The sequence below is a fragment of the Micromonospora haikouensis genome (assembly GCF_000876225.1).
Taxonomy (GTDB): Bacteria; Actinomycetota; Actinomycetes; order Mycobacteriales; family Micromonosporaceae; genus Micromonospora; species Micromonospora haikouensis.
This window is the reverse complement of record NZ_JXSX01000003.1, coordinates 761528-785543: the sequence shown is the minus strand read 5'-3', so window position 1 is coordinate 785543 and position 24016 is coordinate 761528. Positions and strand designations below refer to the sequence as shown.

20 protein-coding genes are annotated in these 24016 nt (G+C 74.4%); 9 read left to right on the top strand and 11 right to left on the bottom strand.

What is annotated here, in order from left to right:
- The first annotated feature begins 156 nt into the window (after positions 1-156).
- The 3 genes from TK50_RS25090 to TK50_RS25080 all read left to right on the top strand — a co-directional run bounded on the left by TK50_RS25090 (position 157) and on the right by TK50_RS25080 (position 2263).
- The gene (locus TK50_RS25090; RefSeq protein WP_063838624.1) at positions 157-969 is read left to right on the top strand and encodes a TetR/AcrR family transcriptional regulator; all 813 of its coding nucleotides are present in this window, start codon (positions 157-159) and stop codon (positions 967-969) included.
- A 234-nt stretch (positions 970-1203) separates the two neighbouring features.
- Complete coding sequence (locus TK50_RS25085) at positions 1204-1833, top strand: DUF6230 family protein (protein ID WP_043967660.1); 630 nt, start codon at positions 1204-1206, stop codon at positions 1831-1833.
- A gap of 1 nt (position 1834) precedes the next feature.
- Positions 1835-2263, top strand: a complete 429-nt coding sequence (locus tag TK50_RS25080) for a DUF6114 domain-containing protein (RefSeq protein WP_043967658.1) — start codon at positions 1835-1837, stop codon at positions 2261-2263.
- Here TK50_RS25080 and murD read toward each other — a convergent pair.
- Complete coding sequence (murD, locus tag TK50_RS25075) at positions 2260-3618, bottom strand: UDP-N-acetylmuramoyl-L-alanine--D-glutamate ligase (RefSeq protein WP_043967655.1); 1359 nt, start codon at positions 3616-3618, stop codon at positions 2260-2262. The genes TK50_RS25080 and murD overlap by 4 nt on opposite strands.
- Before the next feature lie 87 nt (positions 3619-3705).
- Here murD and TK50_RS25070 point away from each other — a divergent pair, with 87 nt between their 5' ends.
- Positions 3706-5052 (top strand): MurL-like N-terminal domain-containing, encoded by a 1347-nt coding sequence (locus tag TK50_RS25070; protein WP_043967652.1) that lies wholly within the window; start codon positions 3706-3708, stop codon positions 5050-5052.
- Here TK50_RS25070 and TK50_RS25065 read toward each other — a convergent pair whose 3' ends face one another.
- The 3 genes from TK50_RS25065 to TK50_RS25055 all read right to left on the bottom strand — a co-directional run bounded on the left by TK50_RS25065 (position 5053) and on the right by TK50_RS25055 (position 9273).
- On the bottom strand, positions 5053-6825 hold the full coding sequence (locus TK50_RS25065; protein WP_043967650.1) for a PucR family transcriptional regulator: 1773 nt from the start codon (positions 6823-6825) through the stop codon (positions 5053-5055).
- A gap of 99 nt (positions 6826-6924) precedes the next feature.
- Complete coding sequence (argG, locus tag TK50_RS25060) at positions 6925-8376, bottom strand: argininosuccinate synthase (protein WP_043967647.1); 1452 nt, start codon at positions 8374-8376, stop codon at positions 6925-6927.
- A gap of 78 nt (positions 8377-8454) precedes the next feature.
- Positions 8455-9273, bottom strand: a complete 819-nt coding sequence (locus TK50_RS25055) for a TrmH family RNA methyltransferase (RefSeq protein ID WP_043967645.1) — start codon at positions 9271-9273, stop codon at positions 8455-8457.
- Positions 9274-9393: 120 nt separating this feature from the next.
- Between TK50_RS25055 and TK50_RS25050 the strand changes: the two genes are divergently transcribed.
- Both TK50_RS25050 and TK50_RS25045 read left to right on the top strand, forming a co-directional pair.
- Positions 9394-11241, top strand: coding sequence for a thiamine pyrophosphate-requiring protein (locus TK50_RS25050; protein ID WP_043967643.1), 1848 nt, complete (start codon positions 9394-9396; stop codon positions 11239-11241).
- 92 nt (positions 11242-11333) lie between these two features.
- Positions 11334-11948: a dTMP kinase gene (locus TK50_RS25045; protein WP_082106569.1), complete on the top strand. Its 615-nt coding sequence runs from the start codon at positions 11334-11336 to the stop codon at positions 11946-11948.
- Positions 11949-11969: 21 nt separating this feature from the next.
- On the opposite strand, the gene TK50_RS25040 is transcribed toward TK50_RS25045, so the two are convergent.
- Complete coding sequence (locus TK50_RS25040; RefSeq protein ID WP_241774114.1) at positions 11970-14159, bottom strand: transglycosylase domain-containing protein; 2190 nt, start codon at positions 14157-14159, stop codon at positions 11970-11972.
- 233 nt (positions 14160-14392) lie between these two features.
- On the opposite strand from TK50_RS25040, the gene TK50_RS25035 reads away from it, so the two are divergent.
- Complete coding sequence (locus TK50_RS25035) at positions 14393-16141, top strand: glycoside hydrolase family 27 protein (protein WP_043967638.1); 1749 nt, start codon at positions 14393-14395, stop codon at positions 16139-16141.
- A gap of 22 nt (positions 16142-16163) precedes the next feature.
- On the opposite strand, the gene TK50_RS25030 is transcribed toward TK50_RS25035, so the two are convergent.
- The 3 genes from TK50_RS25030 to TK50_RS25020 form a co-directional block, all read right to left on the bottom strand.
- Complete coding sequence (locus TK50_RS25030) at positions 16164-17000, bottom strand: hypothetical protein (protein WP_043967636.1); 837 nt, start codon at positions 16998-17000, stop codon at positions 16164-16166.
- Positions 17001-17163: 163 nt separating this feature from the next.
- Complete coding sequence (locus TK50_RS25025) at positions 17164-18270, bottom strand: SPFH domain-containing protein (RefSeq protein WP_043967635.1); 1107 nt, start codon at positions 18268-18270, stop codon at positions 17164-17166.
- 5 nt (positions 18271-18275) lie between these two features.
- Positions 18276-18746: an NfeD family protein gene (locus TK50_RS25020; protein WP_043967633.1), complete on the bottom strand. Its 471-nt coding sequence runs from the start codon at positions 18744-18746 to the stop codon at positions 18276-18278.
- A gap of 111 nt (positions 18747-18857) precedes the next feature.
- Here TK50_RS25020 and TK50_RS25015 point away from each other — a divergent pair, with 111 nt between their 5' ends.
- Positions 18858-20177: a serine hydrolase domain-containing protein gene (locus TK50_RS25015; protein ID WP_043967632.1), complete on the top strand. Its 1320-nt coding sequence runs from the start codon at positions 18858-18860 to the stop codon at positions 20175-20177.
- A gap of 69 nt (positions 20178-20246) precedes the next feature.
- Here the strand turns inward: TK50_RS25015 and TK50_RS25010 are convergent, their stop codons facing one another.
- Positions 20247-21062 carry a DUF3097 domain-containing protein gene (locus tag TK50_RS25010; RefSeq protein WP_043967629.1) on the bottom strand — a complete coding sequence of 272 codons (816 nt, stop codon included), beginning with the start codon at positions 21060-21062 and terminating at the stop codon, positions 20247-20249.
- Between the two features lie 210 nt (positions 21063-21272).
- Here TK50_RS25010 and TK50_RS25005 point away from each other — a divergent pair, with 210 nt between their 5' ends.
- Positions 21273-22067, top strand: a complete 795-nt coding sequence (locus TK50_RS25005; protein ID WP_043967626.1) for a hypothetical protein — start codon at positions 21273-21275, stop codon at positions 22065-22067.
- 30 nt (positions 22068-22097) lie between these two features.
- On the opposite strand, the gene TK50_RS25000 is transcribed toward TK50_RS25005, so the two are convergent.
- Together TK50_RS25000 and TK50_RS24995 are read right to left on the bottom strand one after the other, a co-directional pair.
- Positions 22098-22877, bottom strand: a complete 780-nt coding sequence (locus TK50_RS25000) for an HAD-IIA family hydrolase (protein WP_043967624.1) — start codon at positions 22875-22877, stop codon at positions 22098-22100.
- A gap of 52 nt (positions 22878-22929) precedes the next feature.
- Positions 22930-23958: a ferrochelatase gene (locus TK50_RS24995; RefSeq protein ID WP_043967622.1), complete on the bottom strand. Its 1029-nt coding sequence runs from the start codon at positions 23956-23958 to the stop codon at positions 22930-22932.
- Between the last annotated feature and the right edge of the window lie 58 nt (positions 23959-24016).

The following is a 24016-nucleotide window of genomic DNA, read 5'->3' as shown; positions in this document are numbered from 1 at the left end:
GGCGATAATGGCGACCATCGAGCCCCCCTTCGGCGCTGCTCGGTGCGGCCATCCGGCGAAGATGACCATCAGTGACCCGACCGGAACCCAACGTGGTGAAGTTATAAACCCCGGAGGGTCGCAAAGTCAATCGTCGATTCAGGGAGGTCGATGTCAATGTCGCTGGCACCCCACCCGGAGACCGGATCCGCACCCCTGCCGCCGGAGCCCCGGCCCGACTCCACGCCCCTGCCGGGGGCCCGACCGGGGCGCGACCCCGAGCGGGCGATCAAGCGGGGCCCGCGCCGCCAGTCGGCCGAGGCGGTCGCGGCGACCCAACGCGACCGGCTCTTCGACGGGCTCGTGCACGAGGTGGCGGCCAGGGGCTACGACAACGCCCGGGTCACCGACATCTGCGGCGCGGCCGGCGTGACCCGCCCCGCCTTCTACGCCCTCTTCGCCGGCAAGGAGGACGCCTTCCTGGCCACCTACCGGCACGGCACGGCCGTCCTGCTGCGCCTGATGGACGACGCCTACGCCGGGGCGGGACCGGACTGGACCACCGCCGCCCGGGCCGCCCTGCGGACCCTGCTGGAGGTGCTGGCGAGCGTGCCCGCGTTCGCCCGGATGGCGCTCGTGGAGATCGACGCGGCCGGCCCGGCGGCCCGCGACGAGCGCGACCTGCTGCTGTCGCGGTTCCACCGGTTCTTCCACCCCGCCCGGCCCCGGTCGCCCCTGTCACCCGAGGAGGACGACCTGCTGGTGACGACGGTGGTCGCCGGCATCTACGGCACCCTGCGCCTGCGGGTGAGCCAGGGCCGCACGGCCGAGCTGCCCCGGCTGCTGCCGGTCCTGACGTACGCGATGACCGCGCCGTTCCTCGGCCCCGGGGCCGGCGACCGGGCGGCGCGGGCGGCCGACGCGGGCGGCCCGGGTGTCACCGCCCCCTGCGCGGTCGACCCGGCGCGCCCGGCACGGGGGGACGACTGAGCGGGCCGCCGGACCGCAGCGCGATCAGAAACCGTCGCGGTTTCTCACTATCGGCAATTTTTCGCAGATCGACCGGCTCCACTGGGCATCAATCTTGACCCACCCTTTACTCAGCGGTAACTTCGCCCTGCGACGGGCTCGACACGCCGTACGCGAACCAATTCAGATCATCGCCCCGCTCCGCGCAGCGCCTCCGCATTGTCGCGGACGAATCGATCTCGAAGAGGAGCCGTCATGTCGGACGACACCGTATCCACCGAGCCGGTCCCGCCCTCCGGCGGCGTGCGCTGGCGGCGGTTCGCGGTCAGCCTGGCCGCCGCCGGGGTGGGCGCCGCCGGAATGGTGCTGCTCACCGCGCAGGGGGTGCTCGGCGCGCAGTTCGCGATCTCCGGAATGCCCTTCGTCGTCACCGCCGACAAGCTCGACGGGACCGGGTTCGAGCAGTTCGCCACGCTCGACCAGATGATCGAGGACAGCCCCAACCAGGGCGACACCGGCGGCCAGGTCGTCGTGCTCGTCTCGGCGATCGACAAGGCCGAGCTGACCAACCTGTGCCAGAGCATCAACCTCGGCGGCATGTACATGAAGCTCACCGCCGGCACCGGCGGGAAGCCGGTGACCGCCCGCACGATGGTCGTCGACTCCGACGAGATCTCCGGCAACGCGTCGTTCCAGTCGATCGACATCGGCCAGGACGCCAGCACGCTGGACAAGGTGCCCGGGGTGCGCGGCAACCCGGGCGTCTTCGGCCAGCAGGCCGACAAGGTGACCATCACCGGGCTGCGGCAGAACAACTACGCCACCACCGCCGCGGTGTTCACCCTGCCGAACCTGCGGATGAGCTTCTCCTCCGAAGGCTGCTGAGATGGCCGGGGGTGACGCGACGCCCCGGGCCGCCGGGGGATCGGCCGCCGGCGGGGCCGGCCGGTGGCGGGCCTGGCGGCGCAGCCGTCCCTTCTGGGGCGGCCTGCTCGTCGCCCTCGGCGGCGCCGAGATCCTCGTGACGCTGCGCGCGCCGCTGCCGGTGATCCTGCACGTCGGGCCGCAGGGCCTGGCCGGCTACCTGGTGCCGGTCATCCTGCTGCTGTGCGGCGTGCTGCTGCTGGCCCACCCGCCGCAGCGGCTGTTCTACGCGCTGGTCTCCCTGGTGCTCGCCCTGGTCTCCTGGCTGACGTCCAACCTGGGCGGCTTCTTCGTCGGGATGCTGCTCGCGCTGGTCGGCGGCTGCCTCGCCTTCGCCTGGACGCCGGTCAAGGCGCACCGCCGCCCGGCCGAGGCCGCCCGCAGCGGTTAGCGGGCGGGGTGGGTCGCGGTGTCCCGGACCGCCTCGGCGAACACCTCGGACCGGTGCTCGAAGTTGCGGAACCGACCGTAGCTGGGCGCGGCCGGCGAGAGCAGCACCACCCCGCCGGCCGGGGTCACCTCCCGGGCCCGGCCCACGGCGGCCACCAGGTCGTCCACCACCTCGGCCCGCACCTTCGGCAGCCCGGCCAGGGCGGCCACGATCCGTTCCCCGCTGTCGGGGATGCCGAGCACGGTGATCTCCCGCTCGGCCAGGTGCTCGCGCAGCGGGGCGTAGTCCAGCCCCCGGTCGGTGCCGCCGACGATCACCGTCAACGGCCGCCCCTCGTACGCGTCGATGGCGTGCATCGCCGCGTACGGGCTCGTGGCCAGGGTGTCGTCGACGAAGGTGAGCCCGGACGGGTCGGCGATCTCGGTGAGCCGGTGGGCCAGGCCCTGGAACCCGGCCACCGCGACCGCGAGGGTGTCGGCGCGGGCCGCCACGTCCACGCCGAGCGCGTCGAGCACGGCGAGGGCGACGCAGAGGTTGCCCTCGTTGTGCCGGCCCACCAGGGGCAGCACCGCGCGCGCGAACAGGGGCCGGTCGCCGAGGTGGAACCAGGGCGTGCCGTCCGGGCCCGGGGCCACGTGCGTGGTGTCCGGGGAGCCGGCGCGCACGGCCGGCCGGTCGCCCAGCTCGGCGGCGAGCCTCGGGTCGGCCCCGTTGACCACGATCGTCTGCGGCCCGTGCGCCAGCAGGTTGAGCTTGTCCCGGTAATATTCCCGCTCGCCGCCGTGCGCGTCCAGGTGCTCGGGGAAGAGCGCGGTGACCACCGCCACGCGCGGCGAGTCGGTCAGGTCGGCGCACTGGTAGCTGGACAGCTCCAGCACGTACAGGTCGGCGTCGGGCAGGTCGAGCAGCGGCACCCCGATGTTGCCGCCGAAGACGTTCGGCCGGTCGACCGCCGTGAGCAGGTGACTGATCAGGCTGGACGTGGTGGACTTGCCCTTGCTGCCGGTCACCCCGACGGTCCGCCGGGCGTGGTCGGCCATCCACAGCGCGCTGCCCTGGGTGACGGTGACCCCCCGGCGGCGCAGCTCCACCAGCCACGGGTGGGTGTTCGGCACCCCGGGCGAGCGGACCACCACCTCGGCGGCGGCCAGCCGGGCGAAGCCCTCCTCGCCGGTGACCAGCGGGGCAGCCTCGGCCAGCGGCCCCTCCCAGGGCAGGGCCAGGAAGTTGGCGCTGTCGTCGACCGCGACCAGGCCCGCCGGGCCGTGCGCGGCGATCGCGATCACCGCCGCCCGGCCCTCCCGGCCGGTGCCCCAGACGGCGACGGTACGTCCGCGCAGGTCAGACAGGCGCACGGGGGATCTCCTCCACGGTCGGGCACGTCGGCGGGCCGGTCCGACGCAGCCGGGCACGGCCGGACGAACCAGGGCCTAGTATGGCGTGTGCCCAACGAGCAGCTCCGGCGGATGGACGCCTTCACCTTCCCGTCCTACTCGATCGACCTCGCCACCGGCGAGGCGTTGTTCGACTACGCCCTCACCGGCCCGGGCGGCGAGCAGCGGTTCACCGAGGCGATCACCCTCCCCCTGCCGGCCGAACCGCCGTCCGACGCCACGGTCGCCACCCTCGGCCGGGTCCTGGAGCTGCTGCACGTGGTCGCCGGCGTCAGCTACTACAAGGCCGCCGCGCCCCGCCGGCTGGTGCTGCCGGCGCCGCTGGGCGGGGCCGCCGCCGCGCTGGTCACGGCCGTCTACACCAAGGGCCTCGCCGAGTACGCCTACCGCAACCAACTCCCGCACGTGCTGGAGCTGACCCCGGAGATCCCCGCGGGCTCGGTGTCGCCCGCGCGGGCGTACGACAACTCCGACCTGCGCCCCCTGTCGGCCGTCGGCGGGGGCAAGGACTCCATCGTCAGCCTGGAAGCGCTGCGCCGCGCCGGCCTCGACCCGGTGCCGTTCTCGGTCAACCCGAACCACGTCATCGTCGCGGTCAACGAGGCGTCCGGGCTGACCGCCCTCGCGGCGCGGCGGCGCATCGACCCGGTGCTGTTCGACCTCAACGCCGCCGGGGCCCGCAACGGGCACATCCCGGTCACCGCGATCAACTCGCTGATCGCGGTCGCCACGGCCGTGCTCAACGGGCTCGGCCCGGTGGTGATGTCCAACGAGCGGTCCGCGTCCGACCCGAACCTGGTCTGGAACGGCCACGAGATCAACCACCAGTGGTCCAAGGGGGTGGAGGCCGAGGGGCTGCTGCGGGCGGCGCTGGCCGAGCACGCCGGGCTCACCGAGCCCTACTTCTCGCTGCTGCGCTCGCTGTCCGAGCTGCACATCGCCCGGCTCTTCGCCGAGATCGACCGGTACGACGACGTGGTGACCAGCTGCAACGCCGCGTTCAAGCTGCGCGACGCGAGCGAGCGCTGGTGCCGCGACTGCCCGAAGTGCCGATTCGTGTTCCTGGCCATGGCCCCGTTCATGCCGCGCGAGCGGGTCGTGCGGATCTTCGGCGGCGACCTGCTGGCCGACGGGTCCCAGATCCCCGGCTACCGGGAGCTGCTCGGCGTGGACGGGCACAAGCCGTTCGAGTGCGTCGGCGAGGTCGAGGAGTCGGTGGTGGCGCTGAGCCTCCTCGCCGAGCAGGAGCAGTGGCGCGCCGCCCCGGTCGTGCGGGCCCTGGTCGACGCGGTCCCGGAGACGGCCTGGTCGGCGGCGGCCACCTCGGACGTCTTCACCCCCGGCGGCCCCCACTTCGTCCCCTCCGCCTACGCGAAGGCCCTCCTGCCCGGCTGATCAGGGGGCGCGGACGGCGTCCAGGGCCAGCAGGGCCACGTGCAGGGACAGGCACACCTCCACCGAGTCGAGGTCGGCGTCGAGGATCCGGGCGATGCGGGCCAGCCGCTCGTAGAACGCCGGCCGGGACAGGTGCGCGGCGGCGGCCGCCGCCGACTTGTTGCGCCCCTGCTCCAGGTACGCCCGCAGGGTGCCGAGCAGCTGCTCGCGGGGGTGCCGGGCGTCGTACGCCAGCAGGGCACCCAGCTCGCGCTCGACGAACGTCTGCAGGCGCGGCTCGTCGCGCAGCAGGTGCAGCAGGCCGGCCAGCCCGACGTGCGGCAGCCGGAAGACCGGCAGGTCCCGGCGGTCCCGGCGGGCCGCGTCGGCGACCTGCCGCGCCTCCACCAGCGAGCGGCGCGCCTCCCGGAGGCTGCCCACCCCGGAGCCGGCGGCGACGATCACCGCGCCCGCCCCGGTGGCCCGCGCCGGTGCGGGCTCGGCGGTCCTCGGCCCGGCGGCGTCGACCCGGTTGCGGCGCAGCGCGGCGGCGAACGCGGCCAGCGCCCGGTCCTCGGCCGCCGGGTCGGACAGGGCGAGCAGCACCCCGACGGCCTGGTCGTCGACGGCGCTGCTCAGCCCCGTCAGCTTCGCCTCGCGCAGGGCCTGCCCGACCGCCTCGGACAGGTCCCGCAGCCGGGCCGGCCCCGCCTCCGGGTCCGCCGGGCCGGGCTCCTCCGGCGGGGCCCCGTCGGCGGCCGGCTCGTCGGTGCGCCAGCGCACCACCACGCCGACCAGGTGCCGGCGGTCCAGCACCACCCCCAGGGCCCGCGCGCGCAGGGCCACCTCGTCCACCGGGCGGGAGTGGTCCAGCAGGGCGGTGAGCAACGTACGGTGGATCTGCCGCTCCAGCCCCTCGGCGTCGCGCCGGATCAGCCGCCCCAGCGCGAGCGTGGAGGCGGCCCGCTCGACGAGGATCGTCAGCCGCGTCGGCGGGGCGACCGGCGGCGGCGCGACGTCGGCGGGCTCCGCCGCCGGGTCGGGCAGCGGCGCGGGGGCGGCCAGCTCGCCGCCGCCCGGCCAGCGCAGCAGCAGCCGGCCCCAGTCCTGCCCCCGGGCCCCGACGGTGGTCACCAGCCAGCCCCGGTCGCTGTCGTACGCGGTCCGCCCCGGCGGGCTGATCCGCCGGGAGTGCTGCTCCCAGCCGTCCAGCAGCAGCTCGGCGCTCTGCCCCGCCGGGTCGTACGCGAGCACCTGCCGCGACAGGTTCTCCAGCACCACCGGGCAGCCGGACAGCTCGGCGGCCTGCCGGACCACCTCGGCCGGGCCGGCGCCCTCGACCGACAGCTCGGTGAACCGCTGGTGGATCTCCTCGGTCGCCCGCAGCTCGGTGAGCTGGGCGTCGACGATCAGCGCGTGCACGGCCTCGGTGACCCGCACGAACGGGGTGGCCCGGCGCAGCTCGACCAGGGGCAGCCCGCGCCGGGCCGCGGCGGCGGCCATCACCCGGGGCACGCCGCTGACATACCGGCGGCCCAGCTCGACGACGAGGCCGGAAACACCGACGTCGGCCAGCTCGCCGATGAACGCACGCAGCCCGGCGTCCTCGCCGGGCAGCCCGATGCCGGTGGTGAGCACCAGCTCACCACCGCGCAGCAGGGACGCGATGTCGGGCACCTCCGCCACGTGCACCCAGCGCACCGGCCGGTCCAGGCCGGCCTCCCCGGCCACCAGGCGGGGCGCGCCGTGGCGGATCGGGTCGAGCGCGAGGATCTCACGGACGGTAGGGAACACGGGCGACACGCTACCGTCCGTGACTCCGATCCTGAACAGGCCGCGACGGGGTACGCGCCGCCGATGCCGGGCGACCCGGCGGCCCCGCCGCGATGGGGCTCAGTCGACGCCGAGCTCCATCGCGGCGCGGTCGAGTGCCGCGTCGTCGGCGGAGGAGACGCCCCGGGAGGCGATGGCCTCCGCGCCGCCCTGCGGCATCGCGCCGATCAGCCCCGTCGAGGCCGCCTGCGCCGCGCCGATCATCCGCTGGGGTGCCGCGCCGCCGACCAGGCCGAGGGAGGCGTACTGCTCCAGCTTGGCCCGCGAGTCGGCGATGTCGAGGTTGCGCATGGTGAGCTGGCCGATCCGGTCCGACGGGCCGAACGCCGAGTCCTCGGTGCGCTCCATCGACAGCTTGTCGGGGTGGTAGCTGAACGCCGGGCCGGTCGTGTCGAGGATCGAGTAGTCCTCGCCCCGGCGCAGCCGCAGGGTCACCTCGCCGGTGACCGCCGCGCCGACCCAGCGCTGCAACGACTCGCGCAGCATCAGCGCCTGCGGGTCCAGCCAGCGCCCCTCGTACATGAGCCGGCCGAGGCGGCGGCCCTCGTTGTGGTAGTTGGCCAGGGTGTCCTCGTTGTGGATGGCGTTGACCAGCCGCTCGTACGCGGCGTGCAGCAGCGCCATGCCGGGCGCCTCGTAGATGCCCCGGCTCTTGGCCTCGATGATCCGGTTCTCGATCTGGTCGGACATGCCCAGGCCGTGCCGGCCGCCGATGGCGTTGGCCTCCAGCACCAGGTCGACGGGGCTGCCGAACTCCTTGCCGTTGATGGTCACCGGGCGGCCCTGGTCGAAGCCGATCGTGACGTCCTCGGTGGGGATCTCCACGGACGGGTCCCAGAACTTGACGCCCATGATCGGCTCGACGGTCTCGATGCCGGTGTCCAGGTGTTCGAGCGTCTTGGCCTCGTGCGTGGCGCCCCAGATGTTGGCGTCGGTGGAGTATGCCTTCTCGGTGCTGTCCCGGTAGGGCAGGCCGCGCTCCAGCAGCCACTCCGACATCTCCTTGCGCCCGCCCAGCTCGGTGACGAAGTCGGTGTCGAGCCACGGCTTGTAGATGCGCAGCTGCGGGTTGGCCAGCAGGCCGTAGCGGTAGAACCGCTCGATGTCGTTGCCCTTGAACGTCGAGCCGTCGCCCCAGATCTGCACGTCGTCGGAGATCATCGCCCGCACCAGCAGGGTCCCCGTCACGGCCCGGCCCAGCGGCGTGGTGTTGAAGTAGGCCCGCCCGCCCGAGCGGATGTGGAACGCACCGCAGGTCAGCGCCGCCAGGCCCTCCTCGACCAGGGCGGCGCGGCAGTCGACCAGCCGGGCGACCTCGGCGCCGTAGCTGAGCGCGCGGCCGGGCACCGAGGCGATGTCGGGCTCGTCGTACTGGCCGATGTCGGCCGTGTAGGCGCAGGGGACGGCGCCCTTGTCGCGCATCCACGCGACCGCGACCGAGGTGTCGAGGCCGCCGGAGAAGGCGATGCCGACACGTTCGCCGATGGGCAGGGAGGTGAGAACCTTGGACACGGGGAAGATTATTCATCACGCCGCATGGTCATGCAAGCGGACGCGCCCGACGCGACGGGCGTCACTCCCCGCCCGCGGCTACCCGCCGAACGGCGGGTCGTCGCGGCCCAGCTCCCAGAACGCCACCGCCGCGGCGGCGGCCACGTTCAACGAGTCCACCCCGCGCCGCATCGGCACGACCACCCGCACGTCGCTGGCGGCCTGGGCCGCCGCCGTGAGGCCGGGCCCCTCCGCACCCAGCAGCAGCGCCGCCCGGGCGCGCTGCGCCGGGGTCAACCGCTGGATCGGCACCGCGTCCACCGCCGGCGTCAGGGCCAGCACCGTGAACCCCGCCTGGCGCACCTGGTCCAGGCCGTCCGGCCAGCGCGCGAACTTGGCGTACGGCACCGCGAAGACCTCGCCCATGCTGACCCGCACGCTGCGCCGGTAGAGCGGGTCGGCGCAGGTGGGCGACAGCAGCACCGCGTCGATGCCGAGCGCGGCGGCCCCCCGGAAGATCGCGCCGAGGTTGGTGTGGTTGTTGACGTCCTCCAGGATCGCCACCCGCCGCGCGGCGGCGAGCACCCCGGCGGCGTCCGGCAGCGGCCTGCGCCGGAACGAGGCGAGCACCCCCCGGTGCACGTGGAAGCCGGTGGCCTTCTCCAGCACGTCCGGGGTGGCCGCGTACACGGGGGCGTCGCCGGTGTCGAGGTCGGCGAGCTGGTCGACCCGCTTGGCGTCCACCAGGAACGACCGCGCCGGGTAGCCGGCCCGCAGCGCCCGGCGCAGCACCAGCTCCCCCTCGGCGATGAACAGGCCGTGCGGCGGCTCCCACCGGGTGCGCAGCTCCACGTCGGTCAGCGCGCGGTAGTCGGCGATCCGGTCGTCGTCGGGGTCGGTGATCTGGTGCACGGGCATCCGGCGATTCTGCCGGACCGCGCCGCCGGCCCCGAGCGCCGGTCGCCGGTCGGCGTTTTCCCGGCGTACGACGGGGAACGGTGATCCGGGACAGCGGACGCGACCGGAGGGACCCTGCGGGTGAACGCGAACCAGGCCGGCGAGCCGGCACCGGACGGGCACGGCGGGCTGCCCAGGGACGCCACCGTCGCCGACCACATCGTGGCCCGGCTGGCCCAGTGGGGCGTACGCCGCTACTTCGGCTACCCCGGCGACGGCATCAACGGGATGACCTCGGCGCTGCAACGCGCCGGCGACCGGGCGGAGTTCGTCCAGGTGCGCCACGAGGAGACCGCCGGCTTCGCCGCGTCGGCGCACGTCAAGTACGGCGGCGGGCCGCTCGGCTGCGCCCTGGCCACCAGCGGGCCGGGCGCGATCCACCTGCTCAACGGCCTGTACGACGCGAAGCTCGACCACCAGCCGGTGGTGGCCCTGGTGGGGCACACCGCGTTGACCGCCGAGGGGGGCGGCTACTACCAGGAGGTCGACCTGCTCGCCCTCTACAAGGACGTCGCCTCGGCGTTCCTGGCCCAGCTCGACGACCCGTCCCAGGTGCGGCACCTGGTGGACCGGGCCTGCCGGACGGCGCTGGCCCGGCGCACGGTCACCGCGCTGGTGCTCCCCTCCGACGTGCAGGACGAGGCGGCCGTCCCGGACCCGCCGCACGCGCACGGCTACTACCACACGTCGGCTGTGCCGAGCAGCGCCACGACCGTGCCGCCGGAGGCGGACGTCCGCCGGGCGGCGGAGGTGCTGCGCGGCGGCGAGCGGGTGGCGATGCTGGTCGGCCAGGGCGCCCTGGGCGCGGAGGCCGAGGTGCGGCAGGTCGCCGACCGACTCGGCGCGGGCGTTGCCACCGCCCTGCTCGGCTTCACCGCCGTGGACCACCGCGAGCCGTGGGTCACCGGCGCGATCGGGCTGCTCGGCACCCGGCCGAGCTGGCAGCTCATGCGCGACTGCGACCGGCTGCTGATCGTCGGCAGCAACATGCCGTACTCGGAGTTCTACCCACCGCAGGGGCAGGCCCGGGGCGTGCAGATCGACGTGGACGGCTCCCGGCTGGGGCTGCGCTACCCCACCGAGGTCAACCTCACCGGCGACGCCGGCCCCACCCTGCGGGCGCTGCTGCGCGAGCTGGGCCCCGGCACCGCCCCGACCGCCTGGCGGCAGCGCATCGCCGACGCCACCGCCGGCTGGCACCGCGCCCAGCGGGAGATCGCCGGCCAGTCCGCCGACCCGGTGAACCCGCAGGCGCTGTTCGCGGCGCTGGACGACCAGCTCCCCGGTGACGTCATGCTCGCGGTGGACTGCGGCACCTGCACCGCCTGGTACGCCCGGCACCTGCGGCTGCGCCCCGGGATGCTGGCCAGCCTCTCGGGCACCCTGCTGTCGATGGGCGGAGCCATGCCGTACGGGATCGCCGCGAAGCTCGCCCACCCGGACCGGCCGCTGGTCGCCCTGCTCGGCGACGGTGCGATGCAGATGAACGGCGTCAACGAGCTGATCACCGTGGCGAAGCACTGGCGGAGCTGGCCGGACCCCCGGTTCGTGGTGCTGGTGCTCAACAACCGGGACCTGGCGTTCGTCAGCTGGGAGCAGCGCTCCGGCGAGGGCACGCCGATGTTCCCGGCCAGCCAGGACCTGCCCGACGTGGCGTACCACCGGTGGGCGGAGGTGCTCGGCCTGCACGGCATCCTGGTCGACTCCCCCGACCAGGTGCCGGACGCCTGGCGGCGCGCCCTGGCCGCCGACCGCCCGACGGTGATCAACGCGATGGTGGACCCGGCCGAGCTGATGCTGCCGCCGCACTTCACCGCCGCGCAGGCGCGCAAGACGGCGGCGGCGGTGCTGCGCGACCCCGACCGGGCGGGCATCGTCCGCCGCGGCCTGCCTGCCGCCGTGTCCACCTGGCGCCCCCGCCTGCGGTGAAAGGAAGGGCCCCTTCTTAACGCATCCGGTAGAGAAGGGTCCCCCTCTCACGCCGGGGGCCGGGTCGCGCGCGATGGGTAGGGTGGCGGGGCATGAGACGCCCCGTGCTGATCGCGCTCGTCGGCGTCGACGGCTCCGGCAAGACCACCCAGGCGCGGGCGCTGGCGCGGCGGCTGACCGCGCGGGGCGTACCGGCCGCGTACTTCGAGAACGCCGGCGGTCGGCCGCTGTGGAACAGGCTGGCCCGGGCGGTCGGACGGCCGGACGGGGTGGCGCTGTTCGGGCGTACCTGCTATCCGGTCGTCGAGGCGGCGGTGCGCGCGGCCGCGATGGCCCGCACCCTGCTCTGGTCGTGGGCGACCGGGCGCACGGCGGTGCTGGACCGGTGGACCTACTGCCAGTACGTGATCATGCGGGCCCGGGGCGACCGGGGCGGGCGGGCGGTGCGCGCGGCGTACCGGATCGTCCCCGCGCCGACGGTGGTCTGCTTCCTGGCCGTCGCGCCGGAGGTCGCGCAGCGGCGGGTGCTGGCCCGGGGCATCGACACCGAGGAGCTGACGCACCTGCGCGCGCTGGACGCCGCCTACCGGGCGCTGCCGGAGTTCGGCGGGTTCGTCGTGCTGCCCGGCGACGGCGACCCCGACGAGGTGGCCGCCGCGCTGGACAGGGTGGTCGCGCCGCTCACCGGATTGGGCACGCGGCGTTGACAGGGGTCCCTTCCTTGCGCCTCAGCCACGGCCGCGGTTGAGCCAGCGCAGCACGTCCGGCGGGAGGGTCTCCTGCCGGCTGGGCGTGGGCGTGGGCTGCGGGGCGGGGCGGTGCACCTCGCCGGCCAGCTCCCGGCTGGGCGGGGTGAAGTCGCGCACCGGCTGGCCGTCCACGGCGGCGCGGATCGTCCGGGCCACTGCGGCGATGACCTTCGCCTGCACGGCCGAGCCGACCGCGTCGCCCGGGTCGTCGGGGTTGGCGGCGATGCCGGCGACGGCGACCTGCGGGGTGAAACCGACGAACGTCTCCGTGGCGGCCCCCTCCGAGCTGCCGGTCTTGCCGGCGACCGGGCGCCCGACGATCGTGTCCACGGCGGTGGCGGTGCCGCCGTCGCACTGGCCGTAGGTGGTCTGCTGGCCGACCGGGCAGCGGGCCGCGTCGGTGGCCGCCCGGGCCACGTCGGCGTCGAGCACCCGGCGGCAGGACGGCTCGCCGACGTCGACCTTGTCGCCGTCGGCGGCGGTCACCGACACCACGGGCAACGGCGTGCAGTACGTCCCCTCGGCGGCCACGGTGGCGTAGGCGTTGGCGAGGTCGAGGGGGGTGGTGGCGGCCACCCCGAGGGTGAACGATCCCCAGTTGGCGGCGCTGTCGCGGGCGAAGGCGGCGTCGGCCTCGGCGCGGAAGGTGATCCCGAGGCGCTGGGCCATCTCCACCACCTTCGCCGGGCCGACCTGCTCCGACAGCCACACGAAGTACGTGTTCACGGAGCGGCCGAAGCCGTCCCACATGGTGCGGTAGCCGTCCATCCACTGCGGGTTGGCGTTGGCGGGGCACCACTTGCCGCCGCAGCTGGCCTCCCCCTCGGCGGCGTACCGGGTGGGCAGCCGGCTGGGCGCGTCGAAGCCGGTGGCGAGCTGCTTGCCGTTCTCCAGCGCGGCGAGCATGGTGAACAGCTTGAACGTCGACCCCGCCTGGTATCCGTCGACGCTGCCGCCGCCGGAGATCAGCGGGTTGACGGTGTTGGGGTGGTTGGTCTGCCCGTCGGGGTTGGCGTCGAGGCTGTAGTGCCGGTTGACCGCCATGGCGAGCACCCGGCCGGTGCCGGGCTGCACGGCCGCGATGGGCAGGGCGCGCTTGTCGTCGTACCCGTAGACGGCCGTGGCCTGCTCCTGCGCGGTCTGCTGGAGCTTCGGGTCCAGCGAGGTGACGACGGTGTAGCCGCCCCGGCGCAGCGCCTGCTCCCGCTCGGCGACGGTCTCGCCGAACGCGGGCTGGGTGAGCCACCACTGGCGCAGGTAGTCGCAGAAGAAGCCCCAGTCGTCGTGGCCGTCGGCGACGGCGGTGCAGCCGTTGGGCTGCTGGGTGGGGTGCAGGGTCACCTTCTCGGCCTTCGCGGTGGCGGCCTGCTCGGTGGTGATCCTGCCGGTCGCGGCCATCGCGTCGAGCACGTACGCCCGGCGGGCCAGGGCCGCGTCGGCGTCCCCGTCGATCGGGCTGTACGCGTCGGGCGACTGCACCAGGCCGGCGAGCAGCGCCGCCTCGGGCAGGGTCAGCTCGGCCGGGGACTTGGCGAAGTAGCGCTGGCTGGCCGCCGCGATGCCGTACGCACCGGAGCCGAAGTACGCGATGTTGAGGTAGCGGTTGAGGATCTCGTCCTTGCTGAGCCGCTGCTCCAGCGCCGTGGCGTACCGGATCTCCTGGAGCTTGCGCCCGACGGTCTGCTCGGTGGCCGCGGCCCGCTCCTCGGCGGTGCGGTTCGGGTCGGTCTTGAGCACGTTGCGCACGTACTGCATGGTCAGCGTGGAGCCGCCCTGCTCGGTGCCGCCGCCGGTGACGTTGGCGACTAGGGCGCGGGCGATGCCGCGCAGGTCGGTGCCGCCGTGGGAGTAGAAGCGCCGGTCCTCGGCGGCCACGATGGCCTCGCGCATCACCGGGGCGATCTCGGCCAGCGGCACGTCGGTGCGGTTGACGTCGTAGAACGTGGTGATCAGCGTCTTGCCGTCGTTGGCGTACAGGTACGACCGCTGCGGGGTGGTCGGGGTGCGCAGCGCCTCGGGCAGTGCCGCGTAGGACCCGACGGCCGACTTGGCGGCGTAGCCGAGCAGCAGGTTGGCCGGCAGCGCGGCGGCGGCCAGCGCGAGGCCGGCGAGCAGTCCGGCGAGCAGCACGGTGAACAGCCGCGACAGCGGCGACCGGGGTGGCGGCATGACGCCAAGGGTTGCCACGAAAGCCGCGATCCGACCACCTCCGGCGGCGGGTTGTCGGCTATTTCACCGGCAGCCGGCGGCGTTCTGGGCGCGGATCGTCCCTGGTCGGCGGCCCTGTCCGGCTTCGACGGCACGAACGGGGACATTGACTTGCAGCAATGTTAGCGCTAACAATGAACCGGGTTGCCGGCAGGTGAGCGCAGCAACCTCCCCGGAACGGAAGGGAAGGCCAGATGAGAGCAGCTCCAGGGCCGGCCGGCACCCCAGCGGTCAGGCGCGGCGCGACGGCCGTGGCCCTCGCGTTGGTCGCGGCGCTCGCGGGCGCGGGCGGGGCGGGCGCGCCCGCCGCCGCGGCCCCGGCGGAGGTCGCGTCGGCGGCGGGCAGGACGTCGTCGACGGAGGTCGCGGACGAGGCGCCGACGGCGGCCGCCCCGAACCAGGTGGTCACCAGGCCGCCGATGGGCTGGGCGTCGTGGAACACCTTCGCCGCGAAGATCGACTACAACGTGATCAAGGCACAGGTCGACAGCCTCGTCTCCAGCGGCCTCAAGGACGCCGGCTACGAGTACGTCAACATCGACGAGGGCTGGTGGCAGGGCACCCGGGACGCCGCCGGCAACATCACCGTCGACACCACCGAGTGGCCCGGCGGCATGAAGGCCATCGCCGACTACATCCACAGCAAGGGCCTGAAGGCGGGCATCTACACCGACGCCGGCCGCGACGGCTGCGGCTACTACTACCCGACCGGCCGACCGGCCGCCCCCGGCTCCGGCAGCGAGGGGCACTACGACCAGGACTTCCTCGCGTTCTCCCAGTGGGGCTTCGACTTCGTCAAGGTCGACTGGTGCGGCGGCTCCGCCGAGGGGCTCAACCCCCGGACCACCTACCAGGCCATCAGCGACTCCATCGCTCGCGCCACCGCGCAGACCGGCCGGCCGATGGTGCTCTCGGTCTGCAACTGGGGAGTGCAGAGCCCCTGGGACTGGGCGCCGGGCATGTCCACCATGTGGCGCACCAGCGGGGACATCATCTACTACGGCCAGCAGGCGTCCATGGACCGCGTGCTGGCCAACTTCGACTCCGCCCAGCACCCCGCCGCCCAGAGCGTCGGCCACTACAACGACCCGGACATGCTGATCGCCGGGATGCCGGGGTTCAACGCGGCCCAGAACCGCACCCACCTCGGCCTGTGGGCGATCTCCGGCGCCCCGCTGCTCGCCGGCAACAACCTGGCCACCATGTCCGCCGAGACGCGGGCCATCCTGGGCAACCGGGAGGTCATCGCCATCGACCAGGACCCGCTGAGCAGGCAGGGCGTCAAGGTCGCCGAGGACTCCGCCGGGCTCCAGGTGTACAGCAAGGTGCTCGCGACCAGCGGCCAGCGGGCGGTCCTGCTGCTCAACCGCACCGGGTCGGCCGCCACCGTGACGGCCCGCTTCGCCGATCTCGGGCTGGGCGGCACCGCGAGCGTACGCAACGTGTGGACCGCCACCGACCTGGGCGCCCGCACGACCAGCTACGCCACGAGCGTCCCCGCCCGCGAGGCCGTCCTGCTCGTCGTCAGCGGCACCGAGGACACCGGCGGCGGCACCCGCACCGGAGGGCTGGTCGGCCGGCAGTCCGGCCGCTGCCTGGACGTCAACAACTTCGCCACCACCAACGGCACCCAGGCCCAGTTGTGGGACTGCACCGGCGCGAGCAACCAGACCTGGACGTACACCTCCGCCCGGCAGCTCAGGGTCTACGGCAACAAGTGCCTGGACGCGTACAACGCGGGCACCGCCAACGGCACGCGGGTGGTGATCTGGGACTGCAACGACCAGGCCAACCAGCAGTGGACCGTCAACGCCGACGGGACGATCCGGGGTGCGCAGTCCGGCCTGTGCGTCGACGCGTCCGGAGCCGCCACGGCGAACGGCACGAAGATCGTCCTCTGGACGTGCGGCTCCGCCGACAACCAGCGGTGGAGCTGGCGCTAGCTAGCTGGCAGCCGACGACCGGTCAGCCGGCGGCGAGCGGGCCGCCGGCCGACCCGGTGCCGGAGGCCGGGCCGCCCGCCGGCCCCAGCCCAGGGCCGGTCGCCGTCGCGACGCTGGCGCTGGCGGCGTCCCGGGCGATGGCGGCGGGCACGAGCCGACCGGACCGGTAGCCGATGCCGATCCCCGCGACCAGCACGAAGATCGCCCCGAAGGTCTGCACCGAGCCGACCAACGCGCCACCGATGCCGAGCAGCGGGGCGGCGATCATCATCATCGTGCCGTCGCCGAGGCTGAACATGCCGGAGCGGGCCACCGCCCAGCCGGTGAGGAACCAGCCGGCCGTGTAGCAGGTGGCACCGACCAGGACGAGCGTGCGGGCGGTGGTGCCGAAGACGGGGGCCTGCTCGGCGAGCCCGGCGAAGGGCAGCATGAGCACGGTGCCGGCGATGCTGGCCAGCAGGCCCGTGGCGGCCACCCGGCGGCTGCGGGTGGCGGCGAGCAGCCCGGTCAGGGCCAGCAGGGCCAGCAGGCCGAGCCAGACGGCGGCGACCCAGCCGACGAGGTAGAGCTGACCGCCGTCGGCCGGGTACGGGTCGTTGCCGACGCCGCCATCGCTGGCCATCGCGACGGCGCCGTAGAGCAGCGCGTACGCCGGCAGGAGCCAGACCGCCGCGCGGCCGAAGCGGCGCAGCGACCAGGCCCAGGTGGCGTTGGTGGCGGGGGCGGCCGGGCCCGGCTCGGTGACGAACGGCAGCACCCCGAACCCGCCGCCCGTGCGGCGGGTGCCGAGCGGACCGGCCGGGTCGTGTGCGCCGGGCACCGGCGGCCGGGAGAGGAACTTGTCCAGCGGATCCTTCATGCGACACCTCGCTGCGCTCGTCGGCGGGGCGGGACGCGCCGCGGCGCCCCGGTCCTGGTCACGACCCGTCCTGTCGGACCGATCGTGTCAGGCACCGGAGCGCCGCATGAGGATTATTCGCATTCCCGCCCGGCGGACGGGCGGGCGACGCGAGCGCCGGGCGTCAGCCCCGTTCGCGCTGGTCGGCCGGGTCGGTCAGCAGGCTCGCCGGGGAGACCGGCTCCGGGGCCGGCAGGCCCTGCGGGGCCTTCCCGCCGGTGGCCTGCGCCTCGGCGACGCGTACCTCGTCGTGGATCTGCTGGGCGGCGGCGGCCGCCGCCTGCGCGGCCTCGGCGGCCTCGCGCTCCACCTCGCTCGCGCTGCCGGCCGCCTCCGGCGTCGGCGCGTCGCCGACCATCTGGCTCAGCCCGCCCAGCGCGCCGCCCATCCCCTCCAGGGCCTTGGTCAGCTCCGCCGGGACGATCCAGACCTTGTTCGCCGTGCCGTTGGCGATCTGCGGGAGGGCCTGGAGGTATTGGTAGGCGAGCACCTTCTGGCTCGGGTTGGCCTGGTGGATCGCGTCGAAGACCGTGCGGATCGCCTTCGCCTGGCCCTCCGCCTGGAGGATGCGGGCCTGCCGGTCACCGTCGGCGCGCAGCACCGCCGCCTGCTTCTCACCCTCGGCGGTGAGGATCTGCGACTGCTTGTGCCCCTCGGCGTTCAGGATCGCGGCACGACGGTCCCGCTCGGCGCGCATCTGCTTCTCCATCGAGTCGCGGATGCTCGGCGGCGGCTCGATCGCCTTGATCTCCACCCGGGTCACCTTGATGCCCCACCGGCCGGTCGTCTCGTCCAGCACGCCCGACAGGTGCCGGTTGATCTCCTCCCGGCTGGTCAGCGCCCGCTCCAGGTCCAGCGAGCCGATCACGTTACGCAGCGTCGTGACGGTGAGCTGCTCGATGGCCTGGAGGAAGTTCGAGATCTCGTACGTGGCCCGGACCGAGTCGACGACCTTGAAGTAGAGCACCGTGTCGATCGAGACCACCAGGTTGTCGGAGGTGATCACCGGCTGGGGCGGGAAGCTGACCACCTGCTCCCGCATGTCGACCTTGGTGCGCACCGCGTCGATGAACGGCACCAGCAGGTTCAGGCCCGGATTGAGGGTGCGCTTGTACCTGCCGAGCCGCTCCACCACGTCCTGGCGCTGCTGCGGCACGATCCGCACCGCCTTGATCAGGGTCACCATGGCGATCAACGCCACGGCGATCAACAGCACCGACACAAACTCCATACCCTTCACCCTCTCGCTTCGGGCAGCTCGCCCGAGGTGGAAACGTCGTCATCCCACACCAGGGCCGTCGCGCCCTGGACCTTGATCACCCGTACCCGCCGACCGGGGTCGAAACTCTGCGTCGCGTCGTACGACCGGGCGCTCCACAGCTCGCCGTCGATCTTGACGAGGCCCTGCTCGGCGTCGACCCGTTCCAGCACCAGCGCGGTGGAACCCTCGATCGCCGCCAGGCCGATCGGCTCGGCGCCGTCGGACGTGGAGCGGGAGTGCCGGCGGATCGCCGGCCGCGCCACCGCCACCGTGAGCGCGGAGACCACCGCGAAGACCACGGCCTGCACGGCGGTCGGGGCACCCAGGGCCGCCGCGCCCGCGGCGGCGAACGCGCCGACCGCGAACATGATCAGGAACAGCGTCGTCGTGAAGATCTCGGCGACCGCCAACACCACACCCAGTACGACCCAGAACACCGCGTCCACCCCCCAAGGGTGACACGTCAAAGCACGCGCGGCCCGTCGGCAAGATCAGTAGGCTCGGCGGGACCGCCCCCGCGAAGCCCGGCGGAACCGCCCCGAGAGCTGGAGGAACCCGTGTCGCTGCCGCCCGAGACCGCCCGCCGCGTCGACGCCCGGGTCGCCCGCGCCCAGTCCGAGGGGCGCGCCCCCTCGCTCGTGCTCGGCGTGGTGCGCGACGGTGAGCTGACCCACGTCGCCGCCGCCGGGGAGCACCCCCGCCCCGACGCCGACCGGCAGTACCGGCTCGGCTCGATCACCAAGACCATGACCGCCGTGCTGATCATGCAGCAGCGCGACGCCGGCGCGCTCGCCCTCGACGACCCCCTGGAACGGCACCTGCCGGGCACCGGCGTCGGCCAGCTCACCCTGCGCCAGCTCCTCGGCCACGCCAGCGGCCTGCAACGCGAGCCCGCCGGCCCGTGGTGGGAACGGGTCGACGTCGGCGACCTGGCGGCCGTGCTGGCCGGGGTCGACGGGCGCAAGATCGCGTACCCGCCGCACCGGGTCTACCACTACTCCAACCTGGCGTACGGGCTGCTCGGCGGCGCGCTGGAGGCCGTCACCGGCACGCCGTGGCGCGACCTGCTGCGGGCGCGGCTGCTGGAGCCGCTGGGCATGACCCGCACCACCTACGACCCCGTCGAGCCGTTCGCCCGGGGCTACGTGGTGCACCCGTGGCACGACACGCTGCGCGAGGAGCCGCGCACCGACACCGGGGCGATGGCGCCGGCCGGGCAGCTCTGGTCCACCGTCACCGACCTCGGCCGCTGGGCGGCGTTCCTGGCCGACCCCGATTCGGCGCTGCTGCACCCGGACACGCTCACCGAGATGTGCGCGACGGTGACGATGAGCGACCCGCAGGGCTGGACCAGCGGGCACGGCCTCGGGCTGGAGTTGTACCGCGTCGGCGAGCGGGTGCACGTCGGGCACGGCGGCTCCATGCCCGGGTACGTCGCCGCGCTGGCCGTGCACCGGCCCGCCCGCACCGCCGTGGTCGGCTTCGCAAACTCGTACGGGCTGCGCGTCGGCCACCTCGGCGCGCTCGCCCGGGAGGTGCTCACCACCGTGCTGGACGCGCTGCCGGAGCCCGTCGCGCCGTGGCTGCCGGCCACCGCCCCGCCCGCGGCCGACGTGGCGGAGCTGACCGGCCGCTGGTGGTGGATGGGCGGGGAGTTCGAGTTCCGCGCCGACCCGGCCACCGGCGACCTGTGGGCCAGCCCGCCGGCCGGCGAGCCGGTGCTGCGGTTCACCCCGGAAGGGCCGGACCGCTGGCGGGGCCGCTCGGGCGAGCAGGACGGCGAGCTGCTCACCGTGGTCCGCGACGACGCCGGCCGGGCGGTGGCCCTCGACGTGGCCACGTTCCTGCTCACCCGCACCCCCGACGAGGAGCCCTGACCCGGCGCACCGGCCCGGGCCCGCCCCGACCGGCGGGCGGGCTCAGGCCGAGGGGCCGGTGACCCGGCCTCAGGCCGAGGGTTCGGTGACGAAGTCGATCAGCCGTTCCATCGCGTTGATCAGCGGGGTCTCCACGTCGGCGAAGCTGTCCACCCGGGACAGGATGTGCCGCCACATGTCGGCGGGCGCGGCGACCCCGAGGGCGGCGCAGACCCCCTCCTTCCACGGCCGTCCCCGTGGCACCACCGGCCACGCCGCGATGCCCAGCGCGGCCGGTTTCACCGCCTGCCACACGTCGACGTACGGATGCCCGGTGACCAGCACGTGCGCAGACGTCACCTGGGCCACGATCCGGCTCTCCTTGGAGCCGGGCACCAGGTGGTCGACGAGCACCCCGAGCCGCCGGGTCGGCCCCGGCCCGAAGTCGCGGACCCGCGCGTCGAGGTCGTCGATGCCGTCCAGCGGCTCCACCACCACGCCCTCGATCCGCAGGTCGTCGCCCCAGATCCGCTCCACCAGGGCGGCGTCGTGCACGCCCTCGACCCAGATCCGGCTGGCCTTGGCGACCTGCGCCCGCACGCCGGCCACGGCGATCGAGCCCGACGCGGTGCGCCGCCGGGCGGCCGGCACCGGCGACCGGGCCGGGCGGCGCAGCGTCACCGGCTTCCCGTCGAGCAGGAACGCCGCCGGCAACAGCGGGAAGTTGCGCCGCCGGCCGTGCCGGTCCTCCAGCACCACCGCGCCGGACTCGAACCCGACGACCGCGCCGCAGAACCCGGAGTCGGCGTCCTCGACCACGAGGTCGGCCTCCGCGTCCACCTCGGGCACGACCCTGCGCCGCCGCCAGTCGCCCGCCAACACGTCCTCGCCGTAGCGCCCCACCATGCCCGCCACGCTAACCCCCGTCGCGCCCGGCGGCGCGGCAGCCGCGCCGATCATGGCAGTGGGGTGCGCCGATCACCGGAGTGGGCAGGGAAACCGGACGGACGCGCCGGCGGCGGGACGCGCCGGGCGGTAGGGGGTAGGCGGGGGCAGGGGGCGCCGGGCAAGCCGCAGTCGAGACACGGACGGCGCGCACCACGTACCCTCTCTTGCATGTCCTCCCCCGCCACGGGCGCGGTCAAGGTTGCGCCGCGCCGGTCGAGCCGGTTCGTTGCCTGGGTACGCGCGTGGCGCGCCGGGCTCGTACCGTACGACGAGGTCGCCGAGGAGATCGCCGGCGACGAGGAGCACCTCGTCGCCGACGCCCCCGGCACCTGGACCGACGTCCCGCTGCGCGACGCGCTGCCCGCCCTGGCGAAGCTCTCGCCCGACGAGATCCGGCTGGTGCTGCCCGTGCCGGGCGACCCCCGGGGGCTGCCCGGGCCGGGCGACTTCAGCGGCGCGGCGCTGCTCACCGGCGAGGCGGTCGTCGCCGGGGCGATCGGGGTGATCCCGGAGGTCCGCACGCACACCTCCGGCTCGGGGATGACGTGGGAGACGGTGCTGTGGCGGTGCTACCCGCTGCCCGCCGACGCCCCCGCCGCGTCACTCGGCTCGCCCGGCGCCGCTGAGGCGGAGGCGGAGCTGGCCACCGCGCTCGCCGAGACCACCGCCGCGCTGACCCGGCTCGACGTCGCCCAGTGGCGGCCGGAGCTGGCCGGCGCGCTGGAGGCGCTGCGCCGCCCCGACGGCACCACCGACCTGCCGCCGGGCTTCGACCCGCGGGCGCGCCGGCTGTTCGCCCGCGCCGCCGTGCTCGACCGGGTGCTGGCGCTGGCCGGGCACAGCGCGCCCGGCGGGGCGGTCAACAACTACGAGGCCCAGCAGCGCCACGCGGCGCTGCGCCCGCTCACCACGGCCTGCCGGCAGGCCCTCGTCGCCGCCTGCAACGCCCCGCTGCGCCCCTGACCGGTCCCGCCCTCGTCGGGCGGGCTCGGGTCAGATCTCGTCCATCAGGTCCGCCACCGAGCCGACGATCCGCGACGGCCGGTACGGATACCGCTCCGCCTCCGTGCGGGTGCTGATCCCGGTCAGCACGAGGATCGTCTCCAGCCCGGCCTCCAGGCCGCACAGGACATCGGTGTCCATCCGGTCGCCGATCATCGCCGTCGACTCGGAGTGCGCGTTGATCGTGTTGAGCGCCGACCGCATCATCATCGGGTTCGGCTTGCCGACGAAGTACGGCTCGACCCCGGTCGCCTTCGAGATCATCGCCGCGACCGAGCCGGCCGCCGGCAGCGCCCCCTCCACCGACGGGCCGGTCACGTCCGGGTTGGTGCAGATGAACCGGGCCCCGTCGTTGATCAGGCGGACCGCCTTGGTGATCGCCTCGAAGCTGTACGTGCGGGTCTCCCCCAGCACCACGTAGTCCGGGGCGAAGTCGGTCAGCACGTACCCGACGGCGTGCAGGGCCGTGGTCAGCCCGGCCTCCCCGATCACGTACGCGGTGCCGCCCGGCCGCTGGTCGGCGAGGAACTGGGCGGTGGCCAGCGCCGCCGTCCACAGCGCGTGCTCGGGCACCTCGAAGCCCATCCGGGTCAGCCGCGCCTGCAGGTCGCGCGGCGTGTAGATCGAGTTGTTGGTGAGGATCAGGAACGGCTTGCCGGAGGAGCGCAGCTTGTTGATGAACTCCGGCGCGCCGGGCACCGGCTGGCCCTCGTGCACCAGCACGCCGTCCATGTCTGTCAGCCAGCTCTGCACCGGCTTGCGTTCGTACATTCGTCGTCCCAGGGGGTGTCGGGTGGCGGGGCAGGACCGGGGGGACCCGGGGTCAGGGGCGGCGGGCCGGCACGCAGCACACCGTGGGGCAGGTGTCCCACAGCGGCAGCTCGCCGAGGCGGCGGCGCAGCCGCTCGCCGCCGGGCTCCGTGCGCTCGGCGACCAGCTCGCGCACCATCGCCACGAAGCGCGGGTCGGTGCCCGGGGTGCCGGCCCGGGCGAACTCCAGGCCGAGCCGCTTGGCGGTCTCCAGCGCCTCGGTGTCGAGGTCCCAGACCACCTCCAGGTGGTCGGAGACGAACCCGATCGGACTCACCACCACGCCGGTGGTCCCGGCCTCGGCGAGGGCGGCGAGGTGGTCGTTGACGTCCGGCTCCAGCCACGGTACGTGCGGCGGGCCCGACCGGCTCTGCCACACCAGGTCGTACGGCAGGTCGGGCGCGGCGGACGCGTGCACCAGGCGGGCGGTCTCGGCGAGCTGCGCCTCGTACCGGCCGCCGTGCGGGCCGGCGTTCGCGGCCGCCGAGGTGGGGATCGAGTGGGCGGTGAACACCAGCCGGGTGGTGGCCCGCTTCGCCGGGTCGAGCTGGCCCAGCGCCGCGCGCACCGCGTCGGCGTGCGGCTCGACGAAGCCGGGATGATCCCAGAACTGGCGCAGCTTCTCGATCACCGGGGCGTCGGGGCCGACGGCGGCCCGGGCGGCGGCGATGTCCTCCTGGTATTGCCGGCAGGACGAGTAGCCGCCGTACGCGCTGGTCACGAAGGCCAGGGCCCGGGTGACACCGTCGTCGCGCATCCGCGCCACGGTGTCGGCGAGCATCGGGTCCCAGTTGCGGTTGCCCCAGTAGACGGGCAGGTCGACGCCGTGGGCGGCGAAGTCCGCCCGGATCGCCGCGAGCAGGTCCCGGCACTGCTGGTTGATCGGGGAGACCCCGCCGAAGTGCAGGTAGTGCTCGGCGACCTCCGCCAGCCGCTCCGGGGGCACGCCGCGCCCCCGCGTCACGTTCTGCAGGAAGGGCAGCACGTCCTCGGGCCGCTCGGGGCCACCGAAGGAGACCAGCACCAACGCGTCGTACACCATGGGCCCATTCTTCCCCGCGCCCGGCGACGGTCCTGCGACGCCCCCTGGTCCCGGCGGT

What these genes read in the sequence shown, in the direction of transcription:
- TK50_RS25055 (WP_043967645.1), bottom strand. Translation starts at nt 9,273, where the DNA reads ATGCCCGTGCACCAGATCACCGACCCCGACGACGACCGGATCGCCGAC.
- TK50_RS25080 (WP_043967658.1), top strand. Translation starts at nt 1,835, where the DNA reads ATGGCCGGGGGTGACGCGACGCCCCGGGCCGCCGGGGGATCGGCCGCC.
- TK50_RS25010 (WP_043967629.1), bottom strand. Translation starts at nt 21,062, where the DNA reads ATGGTGGGGCGCTACGGCGAGGACGTGTTGGCGGGCGACTGGCGGCGG.
- TK50_RS25025 (WP_043967635.1), bottom strand. Translation starts at nt 18,270, where the DNA reads ATGGAGTTTGTGTCGGTGCTGTTGATCGCCGTGGCGTTGATCGCCATG.
- TK50_RS25040 (WP_241774114.1), bottom strand. Translation starts at nt 14,159, where the DNA reads ATGCCGCCACCCCGGTCGCCGCTGTCGCGGCTGTTCACCGTGCTGCTC.
- TK50_RS25035 (WP_043967638.1), top strand. Translation starts at nt 14,393, where the DNA reads ATGAGAGCAGCTCCAGGGCCGGCCGGCACCCCAGCGGTCAGGCGCGGC.
- TK50_RS24995 (WP_043967622.1), bottom strand. Translation starts at nt 23,958, where the DNA reads ATGGTGTACGACGCGTTGGTGCTGGTCTCCTTCGGTGGCCCCGAGCGG.
- TK50_RS25085 (WP_043967660.1), top strand. Translation starts at nt 1,204, where the DNA reads ATGTCGGACGACACCGTATCCACCGAGCCGGTCCCGCCCTCCGGCGGC.
- TK50_RS25030 (WP_043967636.1), bottom strand. Translation starts at nt 17,000, where the DNA reads ATGAAGGATCCGCTGGACAAGTTCCTCTCCCGGCCGCCGGTGCCCGGC.
- TK50_RS25000 (WP_043967624.1), bottom strand. Translation starts at nt 22,877, where the DNA reads ATGTACGAACGCAAGCCGGTGCAGAGCTGGCTGACAGACATGGACGGC.
- TK50_RS25090 (WP_063838624.1), top strand. Translation starts at nt 157, where the DNA reads ATGTCGCTGGCACCCCACCCGGAGACCGGATCCGCACCCCTGCCGCCG.
- TK50_RS25045 (WP_082106569.1), top strand. Translation starts at nt 11,334, where the DNA reads ATGAGACGCCCCGTGCTGATCGCGCTCGTCGGCGTCGACGGCTCCGGC.
- TK50_RS25005 (WP_043967626.1), top strand. Translation starts at nt 21,273, where the DNA reads ATGTCCTCCCCCGCCACGGGCGCGGTCAAGGTTGCGCCGCGCCGGTCG.